This is a genomic window from Gemmatimonas sp., assembly GCF_021298855.1.
Taxonomy (GTDB): Bacteria; Gemmatimonadota; Gemmatimonadetes; order Gemmatimonadales; family Gemmatimonadaceae; genus Gemmatimonas.
The window spans coordinates 60,288-82,413 of sequence record NZ_JAJTHI010000008.1; the positions used below are offsets into that span (position 1 = coordinate 60,288).

Genomic DNA, 22,126 nt, shown 5'->3' on the forward strand with positions numbered 1-22,126 from the left:
CCCTCTTCTGTGTCTCACTCGCTGACCCGTCGGCTGGCCGAGTTGGAGGGCGCTGAAGCGGCCCTCGTGCTGGCCAGCGGTCGCGCGGCGGTTGCCTGCACGGCGCTCGCCCTGCTCCGCCCGGGCGATCACCTGCTTGCCGGATCGGCGCTGCAGGCCTCCACACGGGCGTTCTTCACCCGCGAACTGCCTGCGCTGGGCACGGAGGTGACCTACGTGGATCCGCGGGAACCGCGCGGCTGGCGACGCGGTCTGCAGCGAACCACCCGGGCCCTGTTCGTGGAGTCGCCGGTGATCGACAGCGGACGGCTGGTGGACCTGCGCCCGCCCCGCACGCTCGCCAATGAACTCGGGACCGCGCTCATCGTGGACGCCACCGGGGCATCGCCGGTCAACTTCACGCCGCTGGCGCATGGCGCCGATGTCGTGCTGCACGACGCCACGGCGTTCATCGAACCGCATGGCAAGGGCGAGGTGGGCATCGTGGCCGGCACCGAGGCGCTGGTGGAGGAAGTGCGTCTCAAGATGAAGGCGTGGGGCGCTGACCCTCACCCGGCGGCCTACGCCCAGCTCGAGCGCGGCCTGGCCACCCTCGAGGTGCGTGTGCACCATCAGAACAGCGTGGCCCTCCAGGTCGCCCAGTGGGCCGGTACGCACCCACAGGTGTCCGGCGTGGTATACGCCGGCCTCCCCGACCACCCGGACCAGCCGTTGCTGGCGGAGTGGTTCAAGGGCGCCGGTGCGCTGGTCCTGCTGCAGCTGCAGGACGGGCACGACCCGGCGCGTGTGAGCGCGCACGCCACCGCGCGCCTGCGGGAGGGCGTCGAGCCCACGCGGGTGTCCACCCGGTTCCTTGCGCAGGGCGAGACCGGCTGGTTGCGCGTGGAGGTGGGGTTGGAGCCCGCCGAGCACCTCGCGGATGCCCTCGCCGCCGCGCTGGCCGTCGCGGCCTCGTCGCCCGCGTAGCCGATGTCCGAGATTCTTCGCGTCACGAACGTGTCGAAGGAGTATCCGCGTTCGGGGATGGCACTGCGTGATGTGTCCTTCGAGATGCAGAAGGGCGAGTTCGTTTTTCTCGTGGGGCACTCGGGTGCCGGCAAGAGCACGCTGCTCAAGCTGCTCACGATGGCCGAGCGCCCCACCGCCGGCGAGGTGCGCGTCTCGGGGTTCTCCAGTTTCTCCATCCAGCCACGTGACGTGCCGCAGTTGCGCCGCCGGCTGGGCGTGGTCTTCCAGGACTTCCGCCTGCTTCCCGACCGCACGGCCGAGCAGAACATCGCCTTCGCGCTCGAGGTCACCGGGACGCCCGGCGCGCAGATTGCGCCGAAGGTGGCCCGACTGCTGACGCAGGTGGGGCTCGCCGCCCGGGCCACCGCGTACCCGCATGAGTTGTCCGGAGGCGAACAGCAGCGCGTGGCAATCGCGCGCGCCCTCGCCAACGATCCGTTCCTGCTGCTTGCCGACGAGCCCACGGGCAATCTCGACGACCGCGCCACGCACGCCATCTACCTGCTGCTGCGGGAGATCAACGCCCGTGGCACCTCGGTGCTCATGGCCACGCACGACGTGGCCATGATTCAGCGCGCGGGCATGCGCTGCCTCGAGCTGGATCACGGGCAGCTCGTATTCGACGGCACCGACGTGGGGACCCTGGTGGCCAACATGCGCGGACGGCGCGGGTGAGCCGGCCATGAAGCTTGCCCTGCGCGAGGTCATCCTCGCCTTCCGCCGCGCGCCGCTCATGGCGATCCTCGGGGTCGTCACCATCGGCTTCTCGCTGTTCGCCTTCGGGCTCTTCGGACTGGTGGCGCTCAACATCCGCACGGCGCTGCGCGAGGTCGAGGACCGGGTGGAGATCCGCGCGTTCCTCGTGGAGGGCGCGCGCGACACGCAGGTCGAGGCACTGATGCGGCGCCTGCAGGCCGATCCGGCTGTGGCGACCGTGGGCTACGTGTCGCCCGATTCGGCGCTCACGCGCGCACGGGCCGAGCTGGCGGAGTTCCGCGATGTCCTGGACGGCGCCTTCCTGCCCGGGTCGGTGGAATTGCGCCTGCGCGAAGGGCGTCGCGATCCGGAGACGGTGGCGGCGCTGTCGCGACGCCTGCAGACCTATGCGGTGGTGGAGGACGTGCGCTACGGGCGGGAGTGGGTGGAGAAGCTGTACCGCATCCGCAACATCGCGGCGCTCGTGGGGACCGTGCTGGGCAGCGTCTTTGCGCTCGTCGCCGTGATCATCATCGGCAGCACCATCCGCATGGCCATTCTGGCGCGCACGCGCGAGATCGAGATCATGCGCCTCGTGGGTGCCACGAACATGTTCGTGCGCCTCCCCTACCTCATCGACGGGACGCTCAAGGGGCTGCTGGGCGGCATCCTCGCCGCCATCCTGTCGTACGGCACCACCGTGGTGCTGGGGCGCTCGCTCATGCAGACACAGTTCTTCGACGCCCGGCAACTGCTCCTCGGCATTCTGGCGGGTGGGCTGCTGGGCCTGATCGGCAGTTGGGGGTCGGTGGGACGCCACCTGCGCCAGGTGTGGCGCGACTGATCGCCCCGGCCCGCATGCGGGGGGTCCGGCACGTCGTGGCCACCATGGGCGTCGCGCTGCTGTCCGCCGGCGGCGTGGTGCCGTTGCCGCTGCGCGCGCAGCAGCCGCCCCCCGAACAGCGGTTGCGTCAGCAGCAGGACGAGCTGGACAAGCTGCGCAAGGAGCGGGCCGATCTGGAGGCGCGCATGACCGCACTGCAGCGCAGCGCCCGCTCCCTGACCGAGGAAGTGAACAACCTCGAGGCGCAGCGCCAGACCACGCTCCGCCTCGCGGCCGCGCTCGACCGGCAGCTGGAAACGATCAACAAGGAAGTGGCGAAGGCGGGCAGCGGCCTGAGCGGTGCCGAACGGGAGCTCGACACCAAGCGGGGCGCCCTGCGGCGCCGCATGGTGGAGATCTACAAGCGCGGCAGCCTGTACGACGTGGAAGCCATGCTGTCGGCCCAATCCTTCGCCGGCCTCGTCGCGCGCTACAAGTACCTGCACGAGCTGGCGCTGAACGATCGCAATCTCGTGCGCCGGGTGGAGGGGCTGCGCGATCAGATCATCACGCAACGCATGCTCCTGGTGCGGCTGCAGGACGAATTGCGCCGCAACCGTCAGGAAAAGGACCGCGAGGCGAGCCGGCTTGCCGACCTCGAATCGCGCCGCCAGCGCAACCTCATGGCTGTGCAGCTCACGGCCCAGCGCACGCGGGAGCGCCTGCAACAGCTGACGCGTGACGAGTCGCGTATTGCCAATGCGATCAGCACGCTCGAAACCGCGCGGCGGCGTGCCGAAATGGCGCCCAACGCGCGACCGGCGGCGCCGTCCACGATACGCACCAGTGACCTGGGCAAGCTCGACTGGCCGGTGGACGGCGCCATCCTGTACCGCTTCGGGCGCGTGGTGAACCCCAACAATACGACGACCCGCTGGAACGGCATCGGCATTGGCGCCGCCGTGGGGACGGCCGTGAAAACCATCTCCGCCGGCGAAGTCGTGCTGGCCGACAACGTGGGAACCTATGGCCCCACGGTGATCGTGCAGCATGGTGGCGGTGACTACTCGGTGTACGGCTCGCTGCAGAACATCGGCGTGCGTCGCGGACAGCAGGTGAACAAGGGGCAGGTCATCGGCACCGTCGGGGACACCGATCCCGAGCTGCCGCCGCACCTGCACTTCGAGATCCGCCCCAAGGGGCGCGCCATCGATCCCCTCGAGTACCTGCGCGCGCGGCGCTGACCCCGACGCGGACCGCTGTTACTGTTGGGGCATGCCTGCCAAGCAATCCTCCACCACACCCACCACGCCGGCGGCGGCCGCCGCCGCGAAGAAGCCCGGCGCGCGCAAGCTGGCCGCACCGAAGGCGCCCCCCCTCACCGCGCCCATCACGGTGGATGCCGGTGACTGGACGGGTGACGGAGCGCCGCTGGGGGCGCACGTGTCCATCGCCGGCGGCACGTGGGAGGCAGCGTCCCGGGCGCGCGAGATCAGCGCCACGGGCGCCCAGGTGTTCACGAAACAGGCCAACCGTTGGGTGGAGCGCGAGATCGACGAGGCCGAGGCCACACGATTCCGCGAGGCAATGGCCGAGACGCACGTGCGCTGGATCTGCGCTCACGACTCATACCTCATCAACCTCGCCTCGCCGGACGCGCCGCTGCGCGCACGGTCGGTGGAGAGCTTCCGGGCCGAACTGCGTCGCTGTCACGCCCTGCGGCTCGATGCGCTCGTGTCGCACCCCGGCAACTACATGGATGACCGCGGCAGCGGCATCGCCCGCAACGCCGACGGCATCGTGCAGGCACTGGAGGCGGAGGTGGGACCCACGCGGCTGCTGATGGAACTGACGGCGGGTCAAGGCACCGTCCTTGGCTCCACCTTCGAGGAAATGGCCGACCTGCTCGGGCGCATTCCGGCGCCGTTGCGCGCGCGCGTGGGGGTGTGCCTCGACACCGCGCACGTATGGGCCGCAGGCTACGACCTGGTCGGCGATTACGACGGCGTCTGGCAGCGCTTCGGTGACGTGCTGGGATTCCAGCAACTGGGGTGCCTGCACCTCAACGACTCCAAGGCCAAGCTGGGCTCACACCTCGACCGCCACGAGCTGATCGGCGAGGGCACGATCGGTGGCGACGTGTTCCGACGCATCATGACCGACGACCGACTGGCCCACGTGCCACGCATCATCGAAACGCCCAAGGGTGATACGCCGGCCGAAACAGATGGCCGCATGCTGCGCACCCTGCGAAGCTACGCCGCACGCTGACCTGGCACGCGGAACCCGACGCCGCACGCGACGGAGGCTCGCGGCGGCGCCGCCGTTTCATGTTGCCAAACGCTTGAGCGGACGGTCACACTGGAGCAGATTTGCGGGATCCGGCCGCACGGCGCCCAAAGGGACGCCGAAGCCGGTGATTCCGGCAGTATTCCCCACCGAATTTCATGCGGCCTGCTCCGCTCTGGCTGGTGCAGTGCCGCTTTCCGCTTTCCATGAGGGTCGCACGCATGGCGACACAGGTCTCCCCGTCCGCTCCCGTCCGCGAAAGTGCCGACGGTCTCGCCCCGCAGGGCATCGCCCCGCGTGGTACGGTCCACTGGAACTACGTCGCCCCGGAGCTGATCGAGTCGGCCATTCGCCGCGGAGAAGGAACGCTGGCGCACATGGGGCCGTTCGTGGCCATCACCTCGCCGCACACCGGACGTTCGCCGAACGACAAGTTCGTGGTGCAGGAACCGTCCACCGAAGCCGACGTGGATTGGGGCAAGGTCAACCAGCCCATTTCCCCCGAGCACTGGGCCACGCTCAAGGCCGACGTGCAGGCGTATCTCAACGGCCTCGATGAGCTGTTCGTGCAGGACCTGTATTGCGGCGCCGATCCGGCCACGCGCCTGAGTGTGCGATACGTGCTGCCCAACGCATGGCACGCCGCGTTCGTGCGCAACATGTTCATCCGCCCCGACATCGCCGAACTGGCGGGGTTCCTGCCCAATTTCACGGTGTATCACGCGCCGGAAATGCAGGCGGATCCCGCTCGCCATGGGACGCGCACCGGCACGTTCATCGTGCTCAATCTCGCCGAGCGCGCCATTCTCATTGGCGGCACGCGCTACGCGGGTGAGCTCAAGAAGGCCATGTTCACGGTCATGAACTACCTGCTCCCCAGGCAGGGGGTCCTGTCCATGCACTGCTCCGCCAACATCGGCCGGGACGGCGATACGGCGCTCTTCTTCGGCCTCTCCGGCACCGGCAAGACCACGCTCTCCGCCGACCCCGAGCGCGGCCTCATTGGCGACGATGAACACGGCTGGTCGAGCGACGGCACCTTCAACTTCGAGGGGGGCTGCTACGCCAAGGCCATCAATCTCTCGGCCGAGGGGGAGCCGGACATTTATCAGACCACGCAGATGTTCGGCACGATCCTCGAGAATGTCGTGCTGAACCAGCCCTCGCGCACGGTCGACTTCGCCAACCAGAGCATCACCGAGAATACGCGCGCGTCCTATCCGCTGCCGTACATCGGCAATCACGTGCCGAGCGGCCGCGGCGGCCACCCGAAGAACGTGGTGTTTCTCACAGCCGACGCCTTCGGCGTGTTGCCGCCCATTGCCCGGCTCACCCCCGAGCAGGCGATGTACTATTTCCTCTCGGGGTACACGGCCAAGGTGGCCGGCACCGAGCGCGGCGTGACGGAACCGCAGGCGACGTTCTCGGCGTGCTTCGGCGCCGTCTTCCTCGTGTGGCACCCCACCAAGTACGCCGAGATGTTGGGGGCACTGCTCAAGGAACACGGCTCCCAGGTGTGGCTCGTGAACACGGGCTGGAGCGGCGGACCATATGGGGTGGGGCGGCGCATGAAGCTCGGCTACACCCGCGCCATGGTGCGGGCGGCGCTGGGCGGTGCGCTCGATGGCACCGAGTTCGTCGCCGATCCCGTCTTCGGCCTGCACATCCCCACGTGGGTACCGGACGTGCCGGGAGAAGTGCTGGAGCCGCGCGGGACGTGGGCCAACGGTGCCGAGTACGACGCCCAGGCGCAGAAGCTCGCCGGCATGTTCCGCGAGAACATCCGGAAGTTCGGCGACGCCGTTTCGCCGGCCATTCTCGCCGCTGGCCCGCAGGGCTGAGCGCGCGGCCCCGGCGCGTGACACGCGAGCCCGCTGAATCAGTCGATTCAGCGGGCTCGTTGCCGTATGGGTCGTAGCGGCCGCACGGGCGCGTGCTACTTGGGGTTGGCCAGACGGACAGTCTCGAGGAACAGCTGGCGCCCTTCGCGCGCCGTCACATAGATCAATCCGTTGGGGCCGAAGCCCACCACCTGTCGACCAGGTGGCAGCTTGACTCGCTCGATGAGCGTGCCGTCGGGGGTGATCACGTCGTAGACCAGCGGCGGCTGATTGGCCATGGCGCCCATCATCGCCATCAGGGCCGCGGGAGGCGCCTGCCGCGTGGAGTCACCCGGCGCACCGGGCGCTCTCGCGGCGCCGGGTGCCCGCGCTGCGCCCCCCATCATGCCCGGCGGAGGCCCACCGGCCCCGCGCGCGCCCATGAACGTCTGCGCCAGCTGCGCGGACAGGTTGGAGGTGGTGGGCACGACCCACAGGTTGCCGTTGCGATCGGCAATGCTCGACCCCTGCCGCACCGGCGGATAGTAGTCGGGCAGCTTGTCGGCGCCGATCGGCTCGAAACTCATGCGGAACCCACCGCCTCCGCCCTGCCCCGCGCGCTCGGACGCCGCCTTGGCCATGGTGGCCAGCGAATCCACCAGCTTGGTCTTCTCCTCGTCGGAGATGCGCTTCCAGTCGAACGGCAGCTTGTCGGAGGCGACGTGCGTGCCGTCGGGCCGATAGTAGTCGACGTGATAGTCGAGCACGCGCATCACGGCCACGGTGCCGTCGGCCAGCAAGGCCCAATCATCGGCCTGCGGCAGCGGGTTGATCTTGATGGTAAGCCGCGTCGCGCCATCCTCGCCGCGCGTCATCTGCGTTTCGTTCTTCGGCACCTTCACGAAGGTGACCGTGTCGGCCTTGCGGGTGTCGAAATCGACCCGAACGATGGGTACCGAGTCCGGCTGGTTGGCAGGGTTGAAGCCGCGCCCCCCGGGACCACCAAAGGCCTGCGCGCCGCCCCCCCCGCCGCCACCACCCCCACCACCTGGCGGAGCAGCGGCGTCACCGCCGCCGCCACGTACGGCCTGCGTGCGGGTGTTGCCACCCTGTCCGCCGCCCTGGAGTCCGCGCGCACCGCCACGGTCGTTCCCGCCGCCGAACATCATGCCCGCCATGCCGCCACCACCGGGCCCCCCGGTGCCGCCCTGGCGGTAATAGAGCCGCCCTTTCGCATCGAACGCGTGTGATCCGAGGTTCGCGCTGGTCAGCAGGTTGATGTCGTTGGGGCGCGGAGAGGCCATCACCCGCACGGTACGCCCCATGCCGTCGATAACCACCAGCGACAGCGTGGAGGCATCGACCACGATGCTGGAGTCACCGGCGTACGGCAGCAGCCCCACGGGGCGCTGCCCATAGGGCATGAGCGCCCCGCGCGCCGTGTCGGCAACCACCAGGGTGTTCTTGAGCGAGGCGTCGAAGCGCAGCAGCTGACGTTTCTGCACGTCGTTCACCAGCACCGACCCGTCGCTGAGCGGCCGCACCATGGTGGCGCTCAGGATGGGCTGTGCGCTGCGGGCAATGGCTGCAGTGACTTCGCGCACCGGCAATTGCGCCGTGGTGGGGCTGGTTGGTGGGGCCGTCTGCGCCAGCGCCGGGCTGGCGGTGAGCAGCACGCCCACGGCGCTCCAACGGGCCAGCGGCCCGGTCGTGCGGGGAACGAAGTGCATGGGATGTCCCACAGAGGTATGCGTACCGGAAGTGTTCATGCTCAGCGCCGACCCATGCCGCCGCCCATGCCACCACCCATGAAGCGGTTGCCACCGGCAGTACCCGAACGAATGCCCTGCAGGTTCCGCTTGTCCATGAACGGGATGAGCGATTCGGGGAGAATGCGGATCTGCTCCGGGGTCAGCAGGTTGCGGATACCGGGGGCCACCTGAATGAGGATGTCCACGCTCGCCTCGCGCGCCTGCCGGTAGCGTCCGTAGGCATCGTCGTGGTTGTACTTGTCGGGCAGGTCGGCGAGGAAGCGCGCCACGGGGGTCCAGATGCTGTCGCTCTTGAGCACGTACAGCCGGTTGAGCGTGGCCAGGCTGTCGGCCTGCTTGCGCGTGAGCTTGAGCGTATCCGCCTGCTGGAGGATCTGCTGCATGGGGTTGATGAGCCCCACGCTCGCCGTCTGTCGCAGCTGCTGCAGGCTGGGCTTGTTGCCGGGGCGCGAGCGGCCGCGATCGAGCTGCTGCAGCAGCTGCTGCTGCTCACGGGTGGGGCCGAGGTCCCACCCCATCTGCATGGTGAAGGTCACGGGTGCCGACCGCTGCGTGGTCTGGCTGGGACGCGTGGAGCCGAAGCGTTCGTTCACTTCGTACTTGTAGCGGTTCGCCACCGGATCGAAGCCGCGCACGAACAGCAGCGCCCCGTTGCTCTGCGGATTCACGAACGCGCCCCACCCCTTGAGCCCCGCCTCGCCGTTGAGGAGGCGATCGATGCCGTTGAGCGGATTGGCGACCTGGAAGGAGAGGTTGGCCCGCTGCGGCAGGCCAAGTTTGAGCGAGTTGAACGAGATGTTCAGGTTCCCCGTCATGGACCAGGGGCCTTCGCACGAATTGCGCGCCGCAAACCGGCCGAGCTGGTTGCGCAGGCACGCCGTGGCCTCACGGGTGCCGGTGGCAAGGAAGTTCTCGAGCCCCGCCTTGAGCTGGGGATCGGCCACCGCCGCCGGGTCGAAGATGAACGCGCGATCGTTCCCGTAGCTGTCGCCGTTCACGTCCTGATTGACCGTGGGCGTATAGAAGATGCCCGAGCGGAAGTTGCCGAACCACGAGATGCGCACCGCATCCCACGCGTTGTAGCTCAGCGAGTACTGGATCTGGTGCCGCGAGAAGTTCGCGCCGCGCGACCACTCGATGCCCACCGGCGTGTTCACCGTGCTGTTGAAGCCGAGGAACTGCTCGCGGACATCGGCCAACACGTACGACAGACTCCAGCTCCAGCGGGTATTGAACACGAACGGGCGCAGCGACGCCGTGACCTGCCGGCTCTCCGATTCCAGGTCGGAGGTTTGCGCGGTCACCCGGCCGTACTGCGGAAAGAGTCGCGCCTCACGCCAGGCCACCTGGCCGGTGGCCGGCACGATGGCGGTGGGCGTGACGTAGACGGGGCGGTTGGCTTCGTCGGCCAGCGAGAAGCGCTGTAGGTTGGGGAAGTTGATATCGATGCCCCCCTGCTGCCGCTGGTTGCGCGAGAAGGTCGCGTCGACCGAGAAGTTGAACCGGTTGCGGAGAATGGGCCCCTGCCACCCCAGGTTTCCGCGCAGCGAGCGCTGGGCGTAGAAATCGGGGAGGAACAGCGTGACGTTGGGCGCGCTGTTGGAGAACACCGTGCCGTTGGTCCCGTCGGCGCAGGTGCGCGGAATGTTGTTCACATCGGCCGCGTACCTGGTCCAATCGGGAAACGGCGTGGCGGCCCCCACGCAGGTGAGCTGCTGCAACCCGCTCGGCAGCCCCGTGTTGTCGATCGCATTGGAAATGAGCTGCGTGCCGGGGGTGTTCTGGAAGAGCCCCACCCCGCCGCGAATGACGGCGCGCGGCGCGCGGATCATGCCGGGGAGCAGCGCCATCTGGTCGGCCTGCCCCACGGTCCACGAGAAGCCAAGGCGCGGGCTCACGTAAATGCGATTGGGCACCGCGGCGTTGTCGTAGCCGAACTTGTCGATCACGTCGGCGTTGCTCTGCGGGCCCATGTTGAAGTGATTCCCGTCCACGCGCACGCCGTACTGCACCTGCAGGTCGTTGGTGGGACGCCAGGCATCACCCAGCGAGACGGCGCCCACGTACTGGCTGCCCGTGCGGGTGCGCGGCGAGAGCAGCCGCGTGAACGACGCGGGTCGGTTCGCCTGCAGGTCGGCCAGCGTGTTGTAGCCGAACGACCCGAACTCGTTGAAGTTGAACAGCGACGAGAACTCGTCACGCCGCAGCTCCGTGGTGAGCTTCACCCGGTGCCGATTGTCGCTCGAGAACCACGACAGCGTATTGTTGCCGGCCAGCGAGGTGTTGCCGTTGGCGTTGTTGAGCGCCGTGCTGCCGCCGAACTGCAGGTTGGTCACCGAGGCGGAGCCGTCGGCGAACTGCGAGTTGACGCGCACATTGCCCGAAGGCAGGAAGAAGAACGGGTCGCCGTCGCTGCGGCTCACGCTGTAGCCGATGGTGGTTTCCGAGAAGATCCCCTTCCACCCCAGCAGGCCGCTGTGGCGCGCCTGGGCCGACCCGCCCCAGTTGGTGCGCGTGCCGTCGCGCGACGGCGTGATGAGGCTGGTGCCGCCGCCACCGAACCCGCCGAACCCGCCGAAGCCGCCGCCGCCACCCACGGGTGACGTGCGGTTGAAGTTCGCCGACAGCGTGAAGGAGTAGGTGCTGCCGCGCGAGGAGTTTTGCGGCACCCAGTCGAAGCTGTTGAGCGTGTTGATGCGCGTGTTGATGCGCTGCGGATCGTAGCCGGGCACCGTCACCGGCACCTGCTCGGTGCCGAGGATGTCGATGAGTCGCGCGACCGAGTCGGCCGACACACCCGCCGCGGCGAACCCGGCGTCGTTGCTGTTGATGAGCGTCTGCAGGTCCTGCAGGCGTCGATCGAACTGGAACGAGGTGTTGTAGAACATCTGATCGGGCTTGATCGGCCCCGACGCCGAGCCGCCCAGCGACATGTTCGTGTACTGCTGACCGGTGGCCACCCCGATGCGATCGGTCCATTGCAGCTGCGGCGAGATGAAGTTGCCACTCAGGCGACGGGTCACGAAGTTGGAGCCCGCGCGCGTGCGCACCTGCAGCTGCCCGCCGGAGAAGCCGCCGCGCGACACGTCGTAGGGCGACGTATTGAGCGACGACATGACATTCGCGTCGCGGGGCAGTTGCGCGTCGCCGAAGTTGAGCCCGTTGAGCTGCGTATTGTTCTGGTCGCCACCGAGTCCGAAGACGGAGAAGGCATCGGCCGCGCCGTCGGCCCCCATGAGCAGCTGCACCCCCGGGATCGCCGAGGCCATGGCCGCGAGGTCTCCCAGCTGTTCGGCGTTGAGAAAGCCGGCTGTTTCGTCGCTCACGCTGCGTTCCGTCCCGCCCACATCGGACACGGTATCGCTGCGCGAGGCGGCAACCCGCTCCGTGACCTGAACGGCGTCGAGCGTGATGGCCGCGGGCGCCATCCGCGCATCGGCAATGAGGATTTCCTGGTCGGCCGTGCGCTTGACCTGATAGCGCCGTGGCGCCAGGCCGATGCCCGAGAAGGTGACCCAATAGTCGCCTTCGCCCCCCGGGAACGAAATGGTGTAGCGGCCCTGCGCATTGGTGCGCGCCGTGCGACTGACGTTGCCCGACAGCGTCGTGGCCGTGACGAGCACGTTGGGAATGGGGAGCGTGTCAGTCCCCATCACGCGTCCGCGAATGATGTCGACTTGCTGCGCCACAGCGGACGCGGCACTGCCCGCGAGGGCAAGGCACACCGTGAATGCCCACAGGACGTGCCGGAGAACAGGCGAGGAAATGGTCACGACGATTGGACGAGAGGATCCCGGCGTTCGTTAATGCCGGATCTTTGCCGCAGCTGCACGGGCCGACGGCCCGCCTCTCAGGTAAATGCGCCGGTCGCTCGTTTCGTTGTGTCCCGCGTGCATGGCGCCGGCTGTGTCGATTGATGACAGGTACGTGACGGCGGCCCGACATATCTTTAGCACCATGGAAATCCTGCGCGATCCGCTCTGGAACAACATCCGCCTCGACCCGTTGGCGTTGGCGCTGCTCGAAACCCCGGTCATGCAGCGGCTGCGCTATGTGCGGCAGCTGGGACTGGCCTTCCTGGTCTATCCGGGAGCAACTCATTCGAGATTCGAGCACGCGCTGGGCGCGTGGCACCTGGCGGGCATGGCGCTGCGCCTCCTCGACGAACGGGGCGCGCTGCACGGCATCGCGGCGCGGGAACAGCAGGTGGTGCGCGCCGCCGCCCTGCTGCACGACGTGGGGCATTACCCGTTCTCCCATGCGCTCGAGGAGATCGGCGTCACCGATCACGAAGAGGTCGCCCGCCCGCTCATCACCGACGGCGTGATCGGCGAGTGCCTGCGCGCGCACCTCGGGGGGCATGCTCCGCACGAGGTGTTCGACCTCATTACCGGACGCAGCAGGCACCCGCTGCAGGGACTCATCTCCGGGTCCATCGACCTCGACAAGATCGAGTACCTCAAGCGTGACGCGACCATGTGTGGCGTCCCGTACGGTGAGATCGACGTGGACCGGCTGCTCAACTCGCTGGTCCTGGTGTCGCGGCCGGGGGATGGTCCGGCCATCGGGGTGCACGAGAAGGGCCTCTCCGCCCTCGAGTCACTCCTGTTTGCCAAGTACCAGATGTATCGCAACGTGTACTGGCACCACGCGGTGCGCAGTGCCACGGCGATGTACAAGCGGCTGGTGGCCGTGGCCATCGACACCGGCGCCGTGGCGGCCGACACCGTGGCGCGCTTCACCGATGAAGGGCTGCTGGTGCATCTCGATACGCCCACGCTGGTACCGGAGGCGCGGGAGTTGCTCGACGCCATCCGCATCCGACGCCTGCACAAGCGCGCCTACGAGTGCCCCGCCGCCACGCTCGGCGAGGAGGTCGGGGAGTGGATTGCCTCCGACTATCGCCTGACCCGTCGAGTGGAGGATGCCTTCGCCGCTGAACTGGGACTCCCGTCGGGCGCGGTGCTGCTCGACTACCCCGCGAAGACCCAGATGCTGGGGGTGGACATTCCCATGCAGCGGCGCGACGGACGCGTGGTGCAGCTGACCGCCGAAGGCTGGGAGGGCGCGCTCAATCTGCCGCGCCTGAGTGACGAGCTCTACCGGAGCGCCCGGCGCCTGCGGGTCTTCACGGCCAAGCGCGCGCCGGTACCGGAACGTGGCGTGTTGGCGGTCCTTCGCATGGAGGCCGGCGACGTGGCCCGGCGGCTCGATATGGGACAGCCGCTACTGGGCTGACCCGCCGGCGGTCAGCGCCGGTCTTCCCCTGACCAGGTCAGCGGCTGGCGCTGCCGGCGCTGCCGGCGCTGCCGGCGCTGCCGCGGTCGCAGTGGACGCGACCGGCGGCCGCCGCCTCGAGCATCTCCACAGCCTCGCGCGCGATGGCCGCACCCTGATCCTTGGCGTAAAAGGCGCGGATTCCGGCGTGCACCGAGTCCAGCGACGCACGCTTCCGCTCCTGCGACGACCACTCCCGCAGCGCACGGGGCTGCTCGACAATGCAGCCGCGCTCGCGCCCCTCGGCGTCGAGCAATACGAACGTGGGCGTGGCCACGCGGCCGTCGAGCGACCGGTGCTGCTCCTGCACCGGCCGACCGGCCGCCGGCAGCACGATGCGCAGGTCCACGCCGGCCTGGGAGGCGAGACGCGCAACGTACGGGACGGTATTCATGGAATCCCCGCAGGCATCGACCGCCACCACCAGCAGCTTCCAGCTTCCCCCCACGGCCCGGGCGCGTTGCACGAGGGCGCCATCCACCTGCGCACTGTCGGCCAGGCGCAGCCACCCTTCCCGGCGCGCCTTTGCTGCCGCAACGAAATCGGAGAACGACTGCCCGCTGGCATGCAGGGCAGCCAGCGTGCTGTCAGCAGGCGAGAACACCGGCCCGCCCGCCGCTGCCGAGCGAATGGGCTGTGCCGGCGCACCGCACGGCAGGACACGACCGGTCTCCCCGCCGACGTTCATCTCCACCAGGGGGGCCGGAAACGCCCGCAGCGGGGCAGTCGGCGTCAGGACCGCGCCGCCCAGCAGGGCGAGCGCACAGCGGCGGAGTGAGCTCATGGCAGCGACCCGGAAGAGGGGGAGGCCGCGTCACCGGGACGTGCCTGTCGGTGAGCGTCGGCCAGCTTGCGCCCGATGCCGCGATAGAACGCGGCGTCGAGCGGCTTTCCATCAGACTCGAGCGACAGCGCGCACCGCTCGAGCGCATACAGCAGGTTGCCGAGATACAGTTCGGCCAACCCGCCAACCGTCTCGTCAGCCAAGGACCGCGGCCATTTCGCCCGTCGCCGTGCCGGTGACCTTCACCACCTGCACCACGATGGCCGTGATGTTGTCCAGGCCGCCGCGCCGATTGGCTTCGGTGATCATGGCGTCCACCATGCGCCCCGGCGTCTGCTTGGATTCGAGGATCTTCCGGAGTTGCGGGTCCTCGACCATGCCCGTGAGGCCGTCGGAGGCGACCAGATAGAGGTCGCCAATCTGGAGTTCGCCCGTGAGGACGTCGGCCTCGACCACGGCATTGGCGCCAACGCAACGCGTAATGACGTTGCTGTAGGGGTGGTAGCGCGCCTGCTCGGGAGACAGGAAGCCGGCGTCGACCTGCTCCTGCACGTATGAATGGTCCTTCGTGATCTGCCGGAACTGGCCATCGCGCAGCAGATACACGCGCGAATCGCCGATATGGCCGATGATGTACCGGCCCTGCCCCATGAGCAGACAGGACGCCGTGGTGCCCATACCCTGCTTGTCGGCTTCCTGGATGGTGCGCTCGTAGATGGCCCGATTGGCGGCCTTGAGCGCCTCGGCCATGCGCGATCCGGCGGCGCCGGCCGTCAGGTCACGAACGTCGGAAAGATCCCGGGCGACAATCTGGACCGCCATCTCGCTGGCCACTTCACCAGCGGCGTGTCCCCCCATGCCATCGGCCACGATGAAGAGCCCGCGCTCCTGATCGGCGTCCGCATAGAGACTGTCTTCATTGCCTGCCCGAATGCGTCCGACATCGGTACCGGCGGCGACAGATAGCTGCACGTGGGTGGGGTGTTCGTCCGGAGGGGAAGTACGGGGGAACTCAGAAGCCAACGCCGGAGTAGCGGGTGGGCCACAGGCGAAGCTACCCGACAGCCGCGTCGGTTGGCAAGCGTGTCCCTTGGGCGGCGGGCCGGTTTGCGAGTGCCTCGTCGCCGGCCTGCAGCCGGAACAGTCGCTCGTACGTGCCGCCCGCCTCGAGCAGCGAGCGGTGCGTGCCACGTTCGATCACGGCACCGTGGTGCAGCACGAGGATCTCATCGGCGTCGGTGATGGTGCTGAGTCGGTGTGCAATGGCAATGGTCGTGCGCCCCCGCATGAGCGCGCGCACCGCCTCCTGGATGTCCGCCTCCACGCGCGAATCGACGGCACTGGTGGCTTCGTCCAGCAGCAGGACCGAGGGATCAGCCGCAATAGCGCGGGCGAAGGCGAGCAGTTGCCGCTCCCCCACGCTCACACCGGCCCCACGTTCCCCCAGCACGTGCCTCCACCCCCCCGGCAGCCGGTCGATCACACGGTCGGCCCCCACCCGAGCCGCCGCCCGATGGACCTCCTCATCGCCGATCGGCGCCGACAGCCGCACATTGGTCAGCACGTCGCCGGCGAAGAGGAAGATGTCCTGCTGGACGTAGGCCATGAGGGCACGGAGCACGTCCAGCGGCAGCTGCCGGACGTCCTCCCCATTCACCAGAATGCGCCCGCGCTGGGGCTCGTAGTAGCGCAGCAGCAGGTTCACGATGGTGCTCTTGCCCGCCCCCGTGTGTCCCACGAGCGCCAGCGACTGCCCGGGCCCCACCGTGAACGAGACATCACGCAGGACCCAGGGCACGCTCCCCCCTGTTTCCGGTCCCCCCGCCAGCTCCGCAGCCGGATCAACAGCGGGCGTGGCGGGGCCGTAGGCAAACCAGACGTGCTCGAACTGCACGGTCACCCCCCGGCTGGCCATGGCGCGCACCCGGGCCTCCCGGTCGGTCGAGGGGGCGTGGCCAGCCGTGCCCGGGGTATCGAGCAGCCCGAAGAGTCGCTCCGACGCCGCCATGGCCGCCTGCAGGATGTTGTACTTCTCCGACAGATCCTGCAGGGGCTGGAAGAACCGCCGCACGAGCTGGAGAAAGGCCGCGACGGTGCCGACGGTCACCCGATGCCCCGCCACCTCGCCGGCGGCCGTCACGAGGAGACTGGCCAGCGCCAGCGTGGTGAGGAATTCGATGACCGGGAAGTACAGGGCATACACGGTGATCGAGCGCAGCTGCGCCTCGAGGTGCCCCTCGTTGAGCCGGGCGAATCGCTGCGCCTCGCTGTGCTCGCGGCCGAACAGCTGAATGAGCCGCATGCCGGACAGTCGCTCGCCGAGATAGGCGTTCACCTGGGCCACCCGGGCGCGGATCTCGCGGTAGGTCTCCCGCACGTGTCGCTGGAAGACGCGGGAGGTGAGCAGCACCAGGGGAATCACCACGAAGGCGGCAACGGCCAGGCGCCAGTCCACGACCAGCATGACCACGCTGATGGCCACCAGGGTGAACAGATCCCCGACGCCCGATACCACGCCGGAGGTGAACAGCTCGTTCAGCGCCTCCACGTCGCTGGTGACACGCGTGACGAGCCGCCCCACGGGCGTGCGGTCGAAGTAGGCAATGGGCAGCCGCTGCACGTGCGCAAAGAGCTCCGCCCGCAGGTCGCGCATCACGCGCTGCCCGAGCAGCGCGGTGAACAGCGTTTCGCCGTACGAGGCGGCGAACTGCAGCACGAGCAGGGCGGCAAAGCCGCCGGCCACCTGCATCACCAGCACGCGGTCGCGCGCGGGCCACGCCACATCGATGACCCAGCGCGTCAGGAGGGGCGCCGCCAGCTGCAGCGCCGCCGCCACCCCGAGGCACCCGAGGGCGGCGGCGGCGAGGGCGCGAGAGGGGCGCACGTAGCGCAGGAGGCGCCGCACCAGCCGCGCGTCGTAGGCCGCGCCCAGGGCGTCGTCGTCGGGGTGGGCGGAAGCGGGGGCGGCAGCCATGACCCGCGCAATCTAGCAGGCCCCCCGCCCTGCCCCGCCGGCCCCCTTTGCGCCTACCGATAGCTTTCACGGATGAAGGACAAGATCCGCATCCGTGGCGCGCGGCAGCACAACCTCAAGGGGTTCGACCTCGAATTGCCCCGACGCGCCATCACCGTCATCACCGGGGTCTCCGGGTCCGGGAAGTCGTCGCTGGCCTTCGACACACTGTATGCCGAAGGACAGCGCCGGTACGTGGAGTCCCTCTCCGCCTACGCGCGCCAGTTCCTCGAGCGCATGGAGAAACCGGCGGTGGACGGGGTGGACGGCATGTCGCCGGCGGTGGCGATCGAGCAGAAGAACCCCACCCGCACGTCCCGTTCGACGGTGGGCACCGCCACGGAGATCTACGATTATCTGCGCCTGCTCTGGGCGCGCGTCGGGCGCACGTATTGCCGCCTCTGCGACCGCGAGCTGCGCCCAGACACCGTGCAATCGGTCACGGATCTGGTGCTCGCCCTGCCCGCCGGCACGCGCTTCATGGTCGCCTGCCCGCTCGTTCGCTCGCCACTGGTCACGCACGCTGTCATCGCCGACAACCTGCGGGCCCGCGGGTTCGTGCGGGTGGCCGTGGGCGACGTGGTGCACCATCTCGATGACGTGACGGCGGACACGCTCGACCTGTCCGCCACCCCCGACGTCCATGTCGTGATCGACCGGCTGCGTGTCGAGGCGGCTTCGGCCGGCCGCATTGCCGAAGCCGTGCAGACGGCCTTTCTCGAGGGTGACGGCGACGCGGTCCTGCTGTTTCCGGAACCGGTGCTGCCCCCACCGGCGCTGCACGCGGCCCCCGCCGGGCATCCGGTCACCCGGATGGCCTTCACCGAACGCTTCGAGTGCGCGAACGACGGGACCCGCGCCCCGGCCCCCACGCCGCAGCTCTTCTCCTTCAACAACCCGCGCGGGGCCTGCGCCACGTGCAACGGCTTCGGCGCCACGCTCGATTACGACGAAGCGCTCATCGTTCCCAATGCGGATCGTTCCGTGCGCGACGGGGCGATCGATCCCTGGACGGCGCCGCGCTACGAGAAGCAGCGCCGGCTGGTCGTTGATCAGGCCCGCGCGCTTGGCGCGTCTCCCGATGCCCCGTGGAAATCCCTCCCGGCCGCGGTGCGCCGCGGTCTGCTCCATGGCTCCACACGGCAGTACACGGGCATTTATCCGTTCCTCAAGGCGCTCGAGGACAAGCGCTACAAGCAGTACATCCGCATCTTCCTGCGCAAATACCAGAGCGCACAGGACTGCGCCACCTGCGGCGGCACCAAGCTGCAGCCCGACGCCCTGCAGGTGCGCATCGGGGGGCGCACCATTGCCGACGTGACGCGCCTGCCGGTGCGCGATCTCCGGCACTGGCTGGACGAGCTCACGCTCACGGGCAGTGACGCGCACATCGCCGAGACGGTGCTGCGCGAAGCACGCGCCCGGGTGCGCTTTCTGGCCGACGTGGGACTCACCTACCTCACGCTCGATCGCGCGACGCGTACCCTCAGCGGTGGCGAGGCCCAGCGCATTACCCTCTCAAACGCGTTGGGCGCCGCCCTGGTCGACGCCACCTACGTGCTCGACGAGCCCAGTATCGGGCTGCACCCGCGCGATCTCGACCGGCTGCTCTCGCTGCTCCTCCGTCTGCGCGACCTCGGCAATACCGTGGTCATGGTGGAGCATGACCTCGAAGCCATGCGCATTGCCGATTTCATGGTGGAAATGGGGCCCGCGGCCGGTGAGCAGGGCGGCCAGGTGGTGTTTGCCGGCCCCATGGCCGACGTCGCCAGCAGCCCGCTCACCGGGCAGTACCTCACGGGCGCGCGACGCATTGACGTCCCCGCGGTGCGACGCACGCTTGGCCCGCGCTGGCTCGAGCTGCGCGGGGCGCGCGCGCACAATGTGCAGGGCGTGGACGTACGCATTCCGCTGGGCGCCATGACCGTGGTGACCGGCGTGTCGGGGTCGGGGAAGAGCACACTCGTGCACGACGTGCTCTTTCACGCCATCGAATCGCGGCTGCATGGGGAGCACTCCGCAAAGGAGCATCTCGGCGAGACCGTCGGCGACTTCGTCTCCCTCTCGGGCGACGAGCACCTCGACGATGTGGTGCTGGTGGATCAGAGCCCCATTGGCAAGTCGCCCCGCTCCAATCCGGTCACGTACGTGAAGGCGTACGACGAGATCCGGCGGCTGTTCAGCGCGATCCCGCTGGCGCGCACCCGCGGATACGGCGCGGGCCACTTTTCGTTCAACGTGGCCGGTGGCCGCTGCGAGCATTGCGAAGGGGCCGGCGCCATCGAGGTGGAGATGGTGTTCATGGCCGACGTGTTCGTGCCGTGCGATGCGTGCGGGGGCAAGCGGTTCAAGCCCGAGGTCCTGGAGGTCCGGCTGCGCGGGCGCAACATTGCCGACGTGCTCGAGCTCACCGTCGACGAAGCGATCCGGTTCTTTCCGCGCGAGGACAAGCTGGCGCAGGCGCTGTGGCACGTGCAGCAAGTCGGGCTGGGCTATCTGCGGCTCGGACAGCCGGCCACCACCCTGTCCGGCGGCGAGGCCCAACGCCTCAAGATCGCGCGCGAACTGGCGCTCACCGCGAAAGGCTCGGCCCGCAAGCTCTACGTGCTCGACGAGCCGACCACCGGGTTGCACCTGGAGGATATCCGGAAGCTGGCGCAGGTGTTCGAGCGGCTGCTCGACCAGGGCCACACGCTCCTGCTCATCGAGCACAATCTCGACGTGATCAAGCTGGCCGACTGGATCATCGACATGGGCCCCGACGGTGGGGATGGCGGCGGCCACGTGGTGGCCATGGGACGCCCCGAAGCCATCGCGGCCGTCGAGTCGTCCCACACGGGGCGGTGGCTGCAGACCGTGCTCCCCCGGTAGCCGCCGCCGCTTGACTCTGCCCGGCAGGTCGTTGATTATATGAGGCTCCGGCAACGCAGGTGGCTGTCGGGGCGGTATTCCCGGGTAGCTCAGGTGGTAGAGCAGGTGACTGTTAATCACCCTGTCGGGGGTTCGAGTCCCTCCCCGGGAGCTGTTGAAAATCAACGACTTACGAGAACGGCCAGCCCTTTGAAGGCTGGCCGTTTTTCGTTTGGATCTACACCGGATCTACACTTAGCACACAATGCCAGGCATGGGCGACCGATTGACCAGTCGGAATCGTTTGCTTTCTGATATGGGGACTGATGACCTTCGGTTCATGATGTCGACCGAAAGCCTTCACTGCAGGCCAGCGTGACGACCTTCCACGTCTTCTGCGACGAGTCTCACCTCTCTCCTCACACGTACCGAATCCAAGGAGGGATCTGGGTTCGATCCGAGGGACTCCGTGAGGTGCGCCAAGCATTCACCGAACTGCGCGCGCGGCACCCCAAAGCCGGTGAACTGCGCTGGGGCAAAGTAGATGGACGTGAGCCATGGCGAGTCTACTTGGATCTCATGGATCTCTTCTTCAGCGGACCAGCAGCGAAGCACCTGTCCTTCAAGTGCATCGTGGTGCACTCGGAAGATGATCGATCGAGGAATGGAGACAAGCACGAGAGAGACCTCGGCTTCTACAAGGCGTACTGGACGCTCCTCTCGCATCGTTTGCTGGCCAACTGCACGTATCACATTCGTCTCGACCAGCGCAGCAGTCCGCGCTTGAAGGATCCCGAGGGGCAGCTACAAGAGCGCCTGAACAACACGGGCTACAACAAGGGGTCGTACTGGGACGTGCTTACCTGCCGAGGAGAGTGCTCGAAAAGGGAGGATCTCCTACAGCTCGCAGACGTGCTTCTCGGTGCAATCGGGTGGGCGTGGAATGGTCGTCGTTCTACGTGCGGAGCCAAGCCCGGCCTCGAGCGGTACATCGCCGACAAACTCCGCTGGAAGGACCTTGCTCGAGACACCGCAATGAACTCGGCCAAGGCGAACATCTGGAAGTACACGCCCAAAACGCGTTGAGCCGGGGCACCCGCGGCCTATCCTCGGAACGGATTCCGGGAGGTTCTCCCCATGGGGGAGAGGTTCGGCATGGCAGGTGCGCCGGCTCAACGACGCGAATACTGGAGCTGGGACGATACTGTCGCAAGTCTCTGACAGTTTGCCTCCTGGAATTGTTCCAGAGAGGTGACCGGAGCGCGCCCTCAGCTCGAAGAGGCGTCAGATAGGACGCCTTCCCTTCTGCAACCCGGACAGGTAATGCGCGCGCCCCCCAGCTCTTCGGAGGTGCGTCCGTCTCCAGGCCGGGCCGTCCACATTTTCCCACACTCGCAACTCACTTCGACTGAGCGCAGGCCGATCGGCTGAATGCCGCCGAGCTCTCTATGCAGCTCGGCGGACGGGGCGTAGCGATACCGAGCATTCTTGAAGGTGAACACAATGTCTCCTGGTGAGGTGGACCGGCTCCGTGATTGGACGGGCGAATGTGAGGCGCGTCGACGACCGGCAGAGATATGGCCTAGGGCAATATCGATGTCGGCACCGTGGGCAGATCGGGCAGATCGACGCCATGACTCAGCTCATTCACCCCGTTCGGTACCACGCACCGGAAGTACCGCGGCCGGTCAATATCGAGTCCGCCGGTCTTGCGAAATGATCTCTCCAGCTGGTCCGGCTCCTGGGCCGCGAGGTCAGTGACGCCGGCGAAGATCCACACTTGCGCCATCACGC

16 protein-coding genes and 1 tRNA gene are annotated in these 22,126 nt (G+C 68.1%); 10 read left to right on the plus strand and 7 right to left on the minus strand.

The features are described from left to right. Positions 1-9: 9 nt before the first annotated feature. The 6 genes from LW840_RS03700 (at position 10) to pckA (ending at position 6,657) form a co-directional block, all read left to right on the plus strand. A complete protein-coding gene (locus LW840_RS03700; RefSeq protein WP_291276428.1) occupies positions 10-966 on the plus strand; it encodes a PLP-dependent transferase in 957 nt (318 codons plus the stop codon). Between the two features lie 12 nt (positions 967-978). Beyond that, positions 979-1,683 carry a cell division ATP-binding protein FtsE gene (gene ftsE, locus LW840_RS03705; protein ID WP_343213655.1) on the plus strand — a complete coding sequence of 235 codons (705 nt, stop codon included), beginning with the start codon at positions 979-981 and terminating at the stop codon, positions 1,681-1,683. A gap of 7 nt (positions 1,684-1,690) precedes the next feature. Beyond that, on the plus strand, positions 1,691-2,548 hold the full coding sequence (locus tag LW840_RS03710) for a permease-like cell division protein FtsX (protein WP_291267411.1): 858 nt from the start codon (positions 1,691-1,693) through the stop codon (positions 2,546-2,548). Then, positions 2,536-3,771 (plus strand): peptidoglycan DD-metalloendopeptidase family protein, encoded by a 1,236-nt coding sequence (locus tag LW840_RS03715; RefSeq protein WP_291276429.1) that lies wholly within the window; start codon positions 2,536-2,538, stop codon positions 3,769-3,771. The genes LW840_RS03710 and LW840_RS03715 overlap by 13 nt, the downstream gene beginning before the upstream one ends. A gap of 31 nt (positions 3,772-3,802) precedes the next feature. After that, positions 3,803-4,798 (plus strand): deoxyribonuclease IV, encoded by a 996-nt coding sequence (locus LW840_RS03720; protein WP_291276430.1) that lies wholly within the window; start codon positions 3,803-3,805, stop codon positions 4,796-4,798. Positions 4,799-5,037: 239 nt separating this feature from the next. Beyond that, positions 5,038-6,657 carry a phosphoenolpyruvate carboxykinase (ATP) gene (pckA, locus tag LW840_RS03725; protein WP_291269021.1) on the plus strand — a complete coding sequence of 540 codons (1,620 nt, stop codon included), beginning with the start codon at positions 5,038-5,040 and terminating at the stop codon, positions 6,655-6,657. Positions 6,658-6,752: 95 nt separating this feature from the next. Here pckA and LW840_RS03730 read toward each other — a convergent pair whose 3' ends face one another. Then, entirely contained in the window at positions 6,753-8,366 is a 1,614-nt protein-coding gene (locus LW840_RS03730) for a hypothetical protein (protein ID WP_291267407.1), read from the minus strand. A 41-nt stretch (positions 8,367-8,407) separates the two neighbouring features. Then, positions 8,408-12,181, minus strand: coding sequence for a TonB-dependent receptor (locus tag LW840_RS03735; RefSeq protein ID WP_291267406.1), 3,774 nt, complete (start codon positions 12,179-12,181; stop codon positions 8,408-8,410). 184 nt (positions 12,182-12,365) lie between these two features. Here LW840_RS03735 and LW840_RS03740 point away from each other — a divergent pair, with 184 nt between their 5' ends. Then, positions 12,366-13,646 (plus strand): HD domain-containing protein, encoded by a 1,281-nt coding sequence (locus tag LW840_RS03740; RefSeq protein WP_291276431.1) that lies wholly within the window; start codon positions 12,366-12,368, stop codon positions 13,644-13,646. Positions 13,647-13,683: 37 nt separating this feature from the next. Here LW840_RS03740 and LW840_RS03745 read toward each other — a convergent pair whose 3' ends face one another. The 4 genes from LW840_RS03745 to LW840_RS03760 form a co-directional block, all read right to left on the minus strand. Then, positions 13,684-14,469 carry a thioredoxin family protein gene (locus LW840_RS03745; protein WP_291273046.1) on the minus strand — a complete coding sequence of 262 codons (786 nt, stop codon included), beginning with the start codon at positions 14,467-14,469 and terminating at the stop codon, positions 13,684-13,686. Continuing rightward, complete coding sequence (locus tag LW840_RS03750; RefSeq protein ID WP_291261863.1) at positions 14,466-14,672, minus strand: hypothetical protein; 207 nt, start codon at positions 14,670-14,672, stop codon at positions 14,466-14,468. The genes LW840_RS03745 and LW840_RS03750 overlap by 4 nt, the downstream gene beginning before the upstream one ends. Beyond that, positions 14,665-15,441: a Stp1/IreP family PP2C-type Ser/Thr phosphatase gene (locus tag LW840_RS03755; protein ID WP_291261862.1), complete on the minus strand. Its 777-nt coding sequence runs from the start codon at positions 15,439-15,441 to the stop codon at positions 14,665-14,667. The genes LW840_RS03750 and LW840_RS03755 overlap by 8 nt, the downstream gene beginning before the upstream one ends. An 82-nt stretch (positions 15,442-15,523) precedes the next feature. Continuing rightward, positions 15,524-17,443: an ABC transporter ATP-binding protein gene (locus tag LW840_RS03760; RefSeq protein WP_291267403.1), complete on the minus strand. Its 1,920-nt coding sequence runs from the start codon at positions 17,441-17,443 to the stop codon at positions 15,524-15,526. Positions 17,444-17,515: 72 nt separating this feature from the next. Here LW840_RS03760 and uvrA point away from each other — a divergent pair, with 72 nt between their 5' ends. The 3 genes from uvrA (at position 17,516) to LW840_RS03775 (ending at position 21,418) form a co-directional block, all read left to right on the plus strand. Beyond that, positions 17,516-20,353 carry an excinuclease ABC subunit UvrA gene (uvrA, locus tag LW840_RS03765; protein ID WP_291267402.1) on the plus strand — a complete coding sequence of 946 codons (2,838 nt, stop codon included), beginning with the start codon at positions 17,516-17,518 and terminating at the stop codon, positions 20,351-20,353. Positions 20,354-20,431: 78 nt separating this feature from the next. Continuing rightward, positions 20,432-20,504 (plus strand) — tRNA-Asn (locus LW840_RS03770). A gap of 203 nt (positions 20,505-20,707) precedes the next feature. Then, positions 20,708-21,418, plus strand: a complete 711-nt coding sequence (locus tag LW840_RS03775) for a DUF3800 domain-containing protein (RefSeq protein ID WP_343213829.1) — start codon at positions 20,708-20,710, stop codon at positions 21,416-21,418. Between the two features lie 496 nt (positions 21,419-21,914). On the opposite strand, the gene LW840_RS03780 is transcribed toward LW840_RS03775, so the two are convergent. Next, a partial coding sequence (locus LW840_RS03780; RefSeq protein ID WP_291276433.1) for a hypothetical protein occupies positions 21,915-22,126 on the minus strand: 212 nt, incomplete at its 5' end.

What these genes read in the sequence shown, in the direction of transcription:
- LW840_RS03720 (WP_291276430.1), top strand. Translation starts at nt 3,803, where the DNA reads ATGCCTGCCAAGCAATCCTCCACCACACCCACCACGCCGGCGGCGGCC.
- LW840_RS03710 (WP_291267411.1), top strand. Translation starts at nt 1,691, where the DNA reads ATGAAGCTTGCCCTGCGCGAGGTCATCCTCGCCTTCCGCCGCGCGCCG.
- LW840_RS03745 (WP_291273046.1), bottom strand. Translation starts at nt 14,469, where the DNA reads ATGAGCTCACTCCGCCGCTGTGCGCTCGCCCTGCTGGGCGGCGCGGTC.
- LW840_RS03760 (WP_291267403.1), bottom strand. Translation starts at nt 17,443, where the DNA reads ATGGCTGCCGCCCCCGCTTCCGCCCACCCCGACGACGACGCCCTGGGC.
- uvrA (WP_291267402.1), top strand. Translation starts at nt 17,516, where the DNA reads ATGAAGGACAAGATCCGCATCCGTGGCGCGCGGCAGCACAACCTCAAG.
- LW840_RS03740 (WP_291276431.1), top strand. Translation starts at nt 12,366, where the DNA reads ATGGAAATCCTGCGCGATCCGCTCTGGAACAACATCCGCCTCGACCCG.
- LW840_RS03730 (WP_291267407.1), bottom strand. Translation starts at nt 8,366, where the DNA reads ATGCACTTCGTTCCCCGCACGACCGGGCCGCTGGCCCGTTGGAGCGCC.
- pckA (WP_291269021.1), top strand. Translation starts at nt 5,038, where the DNA reads ATGGCGACACAGGTCTCCCCGTCCGCTCCCGTCCGCGAAAGTGCCGAC.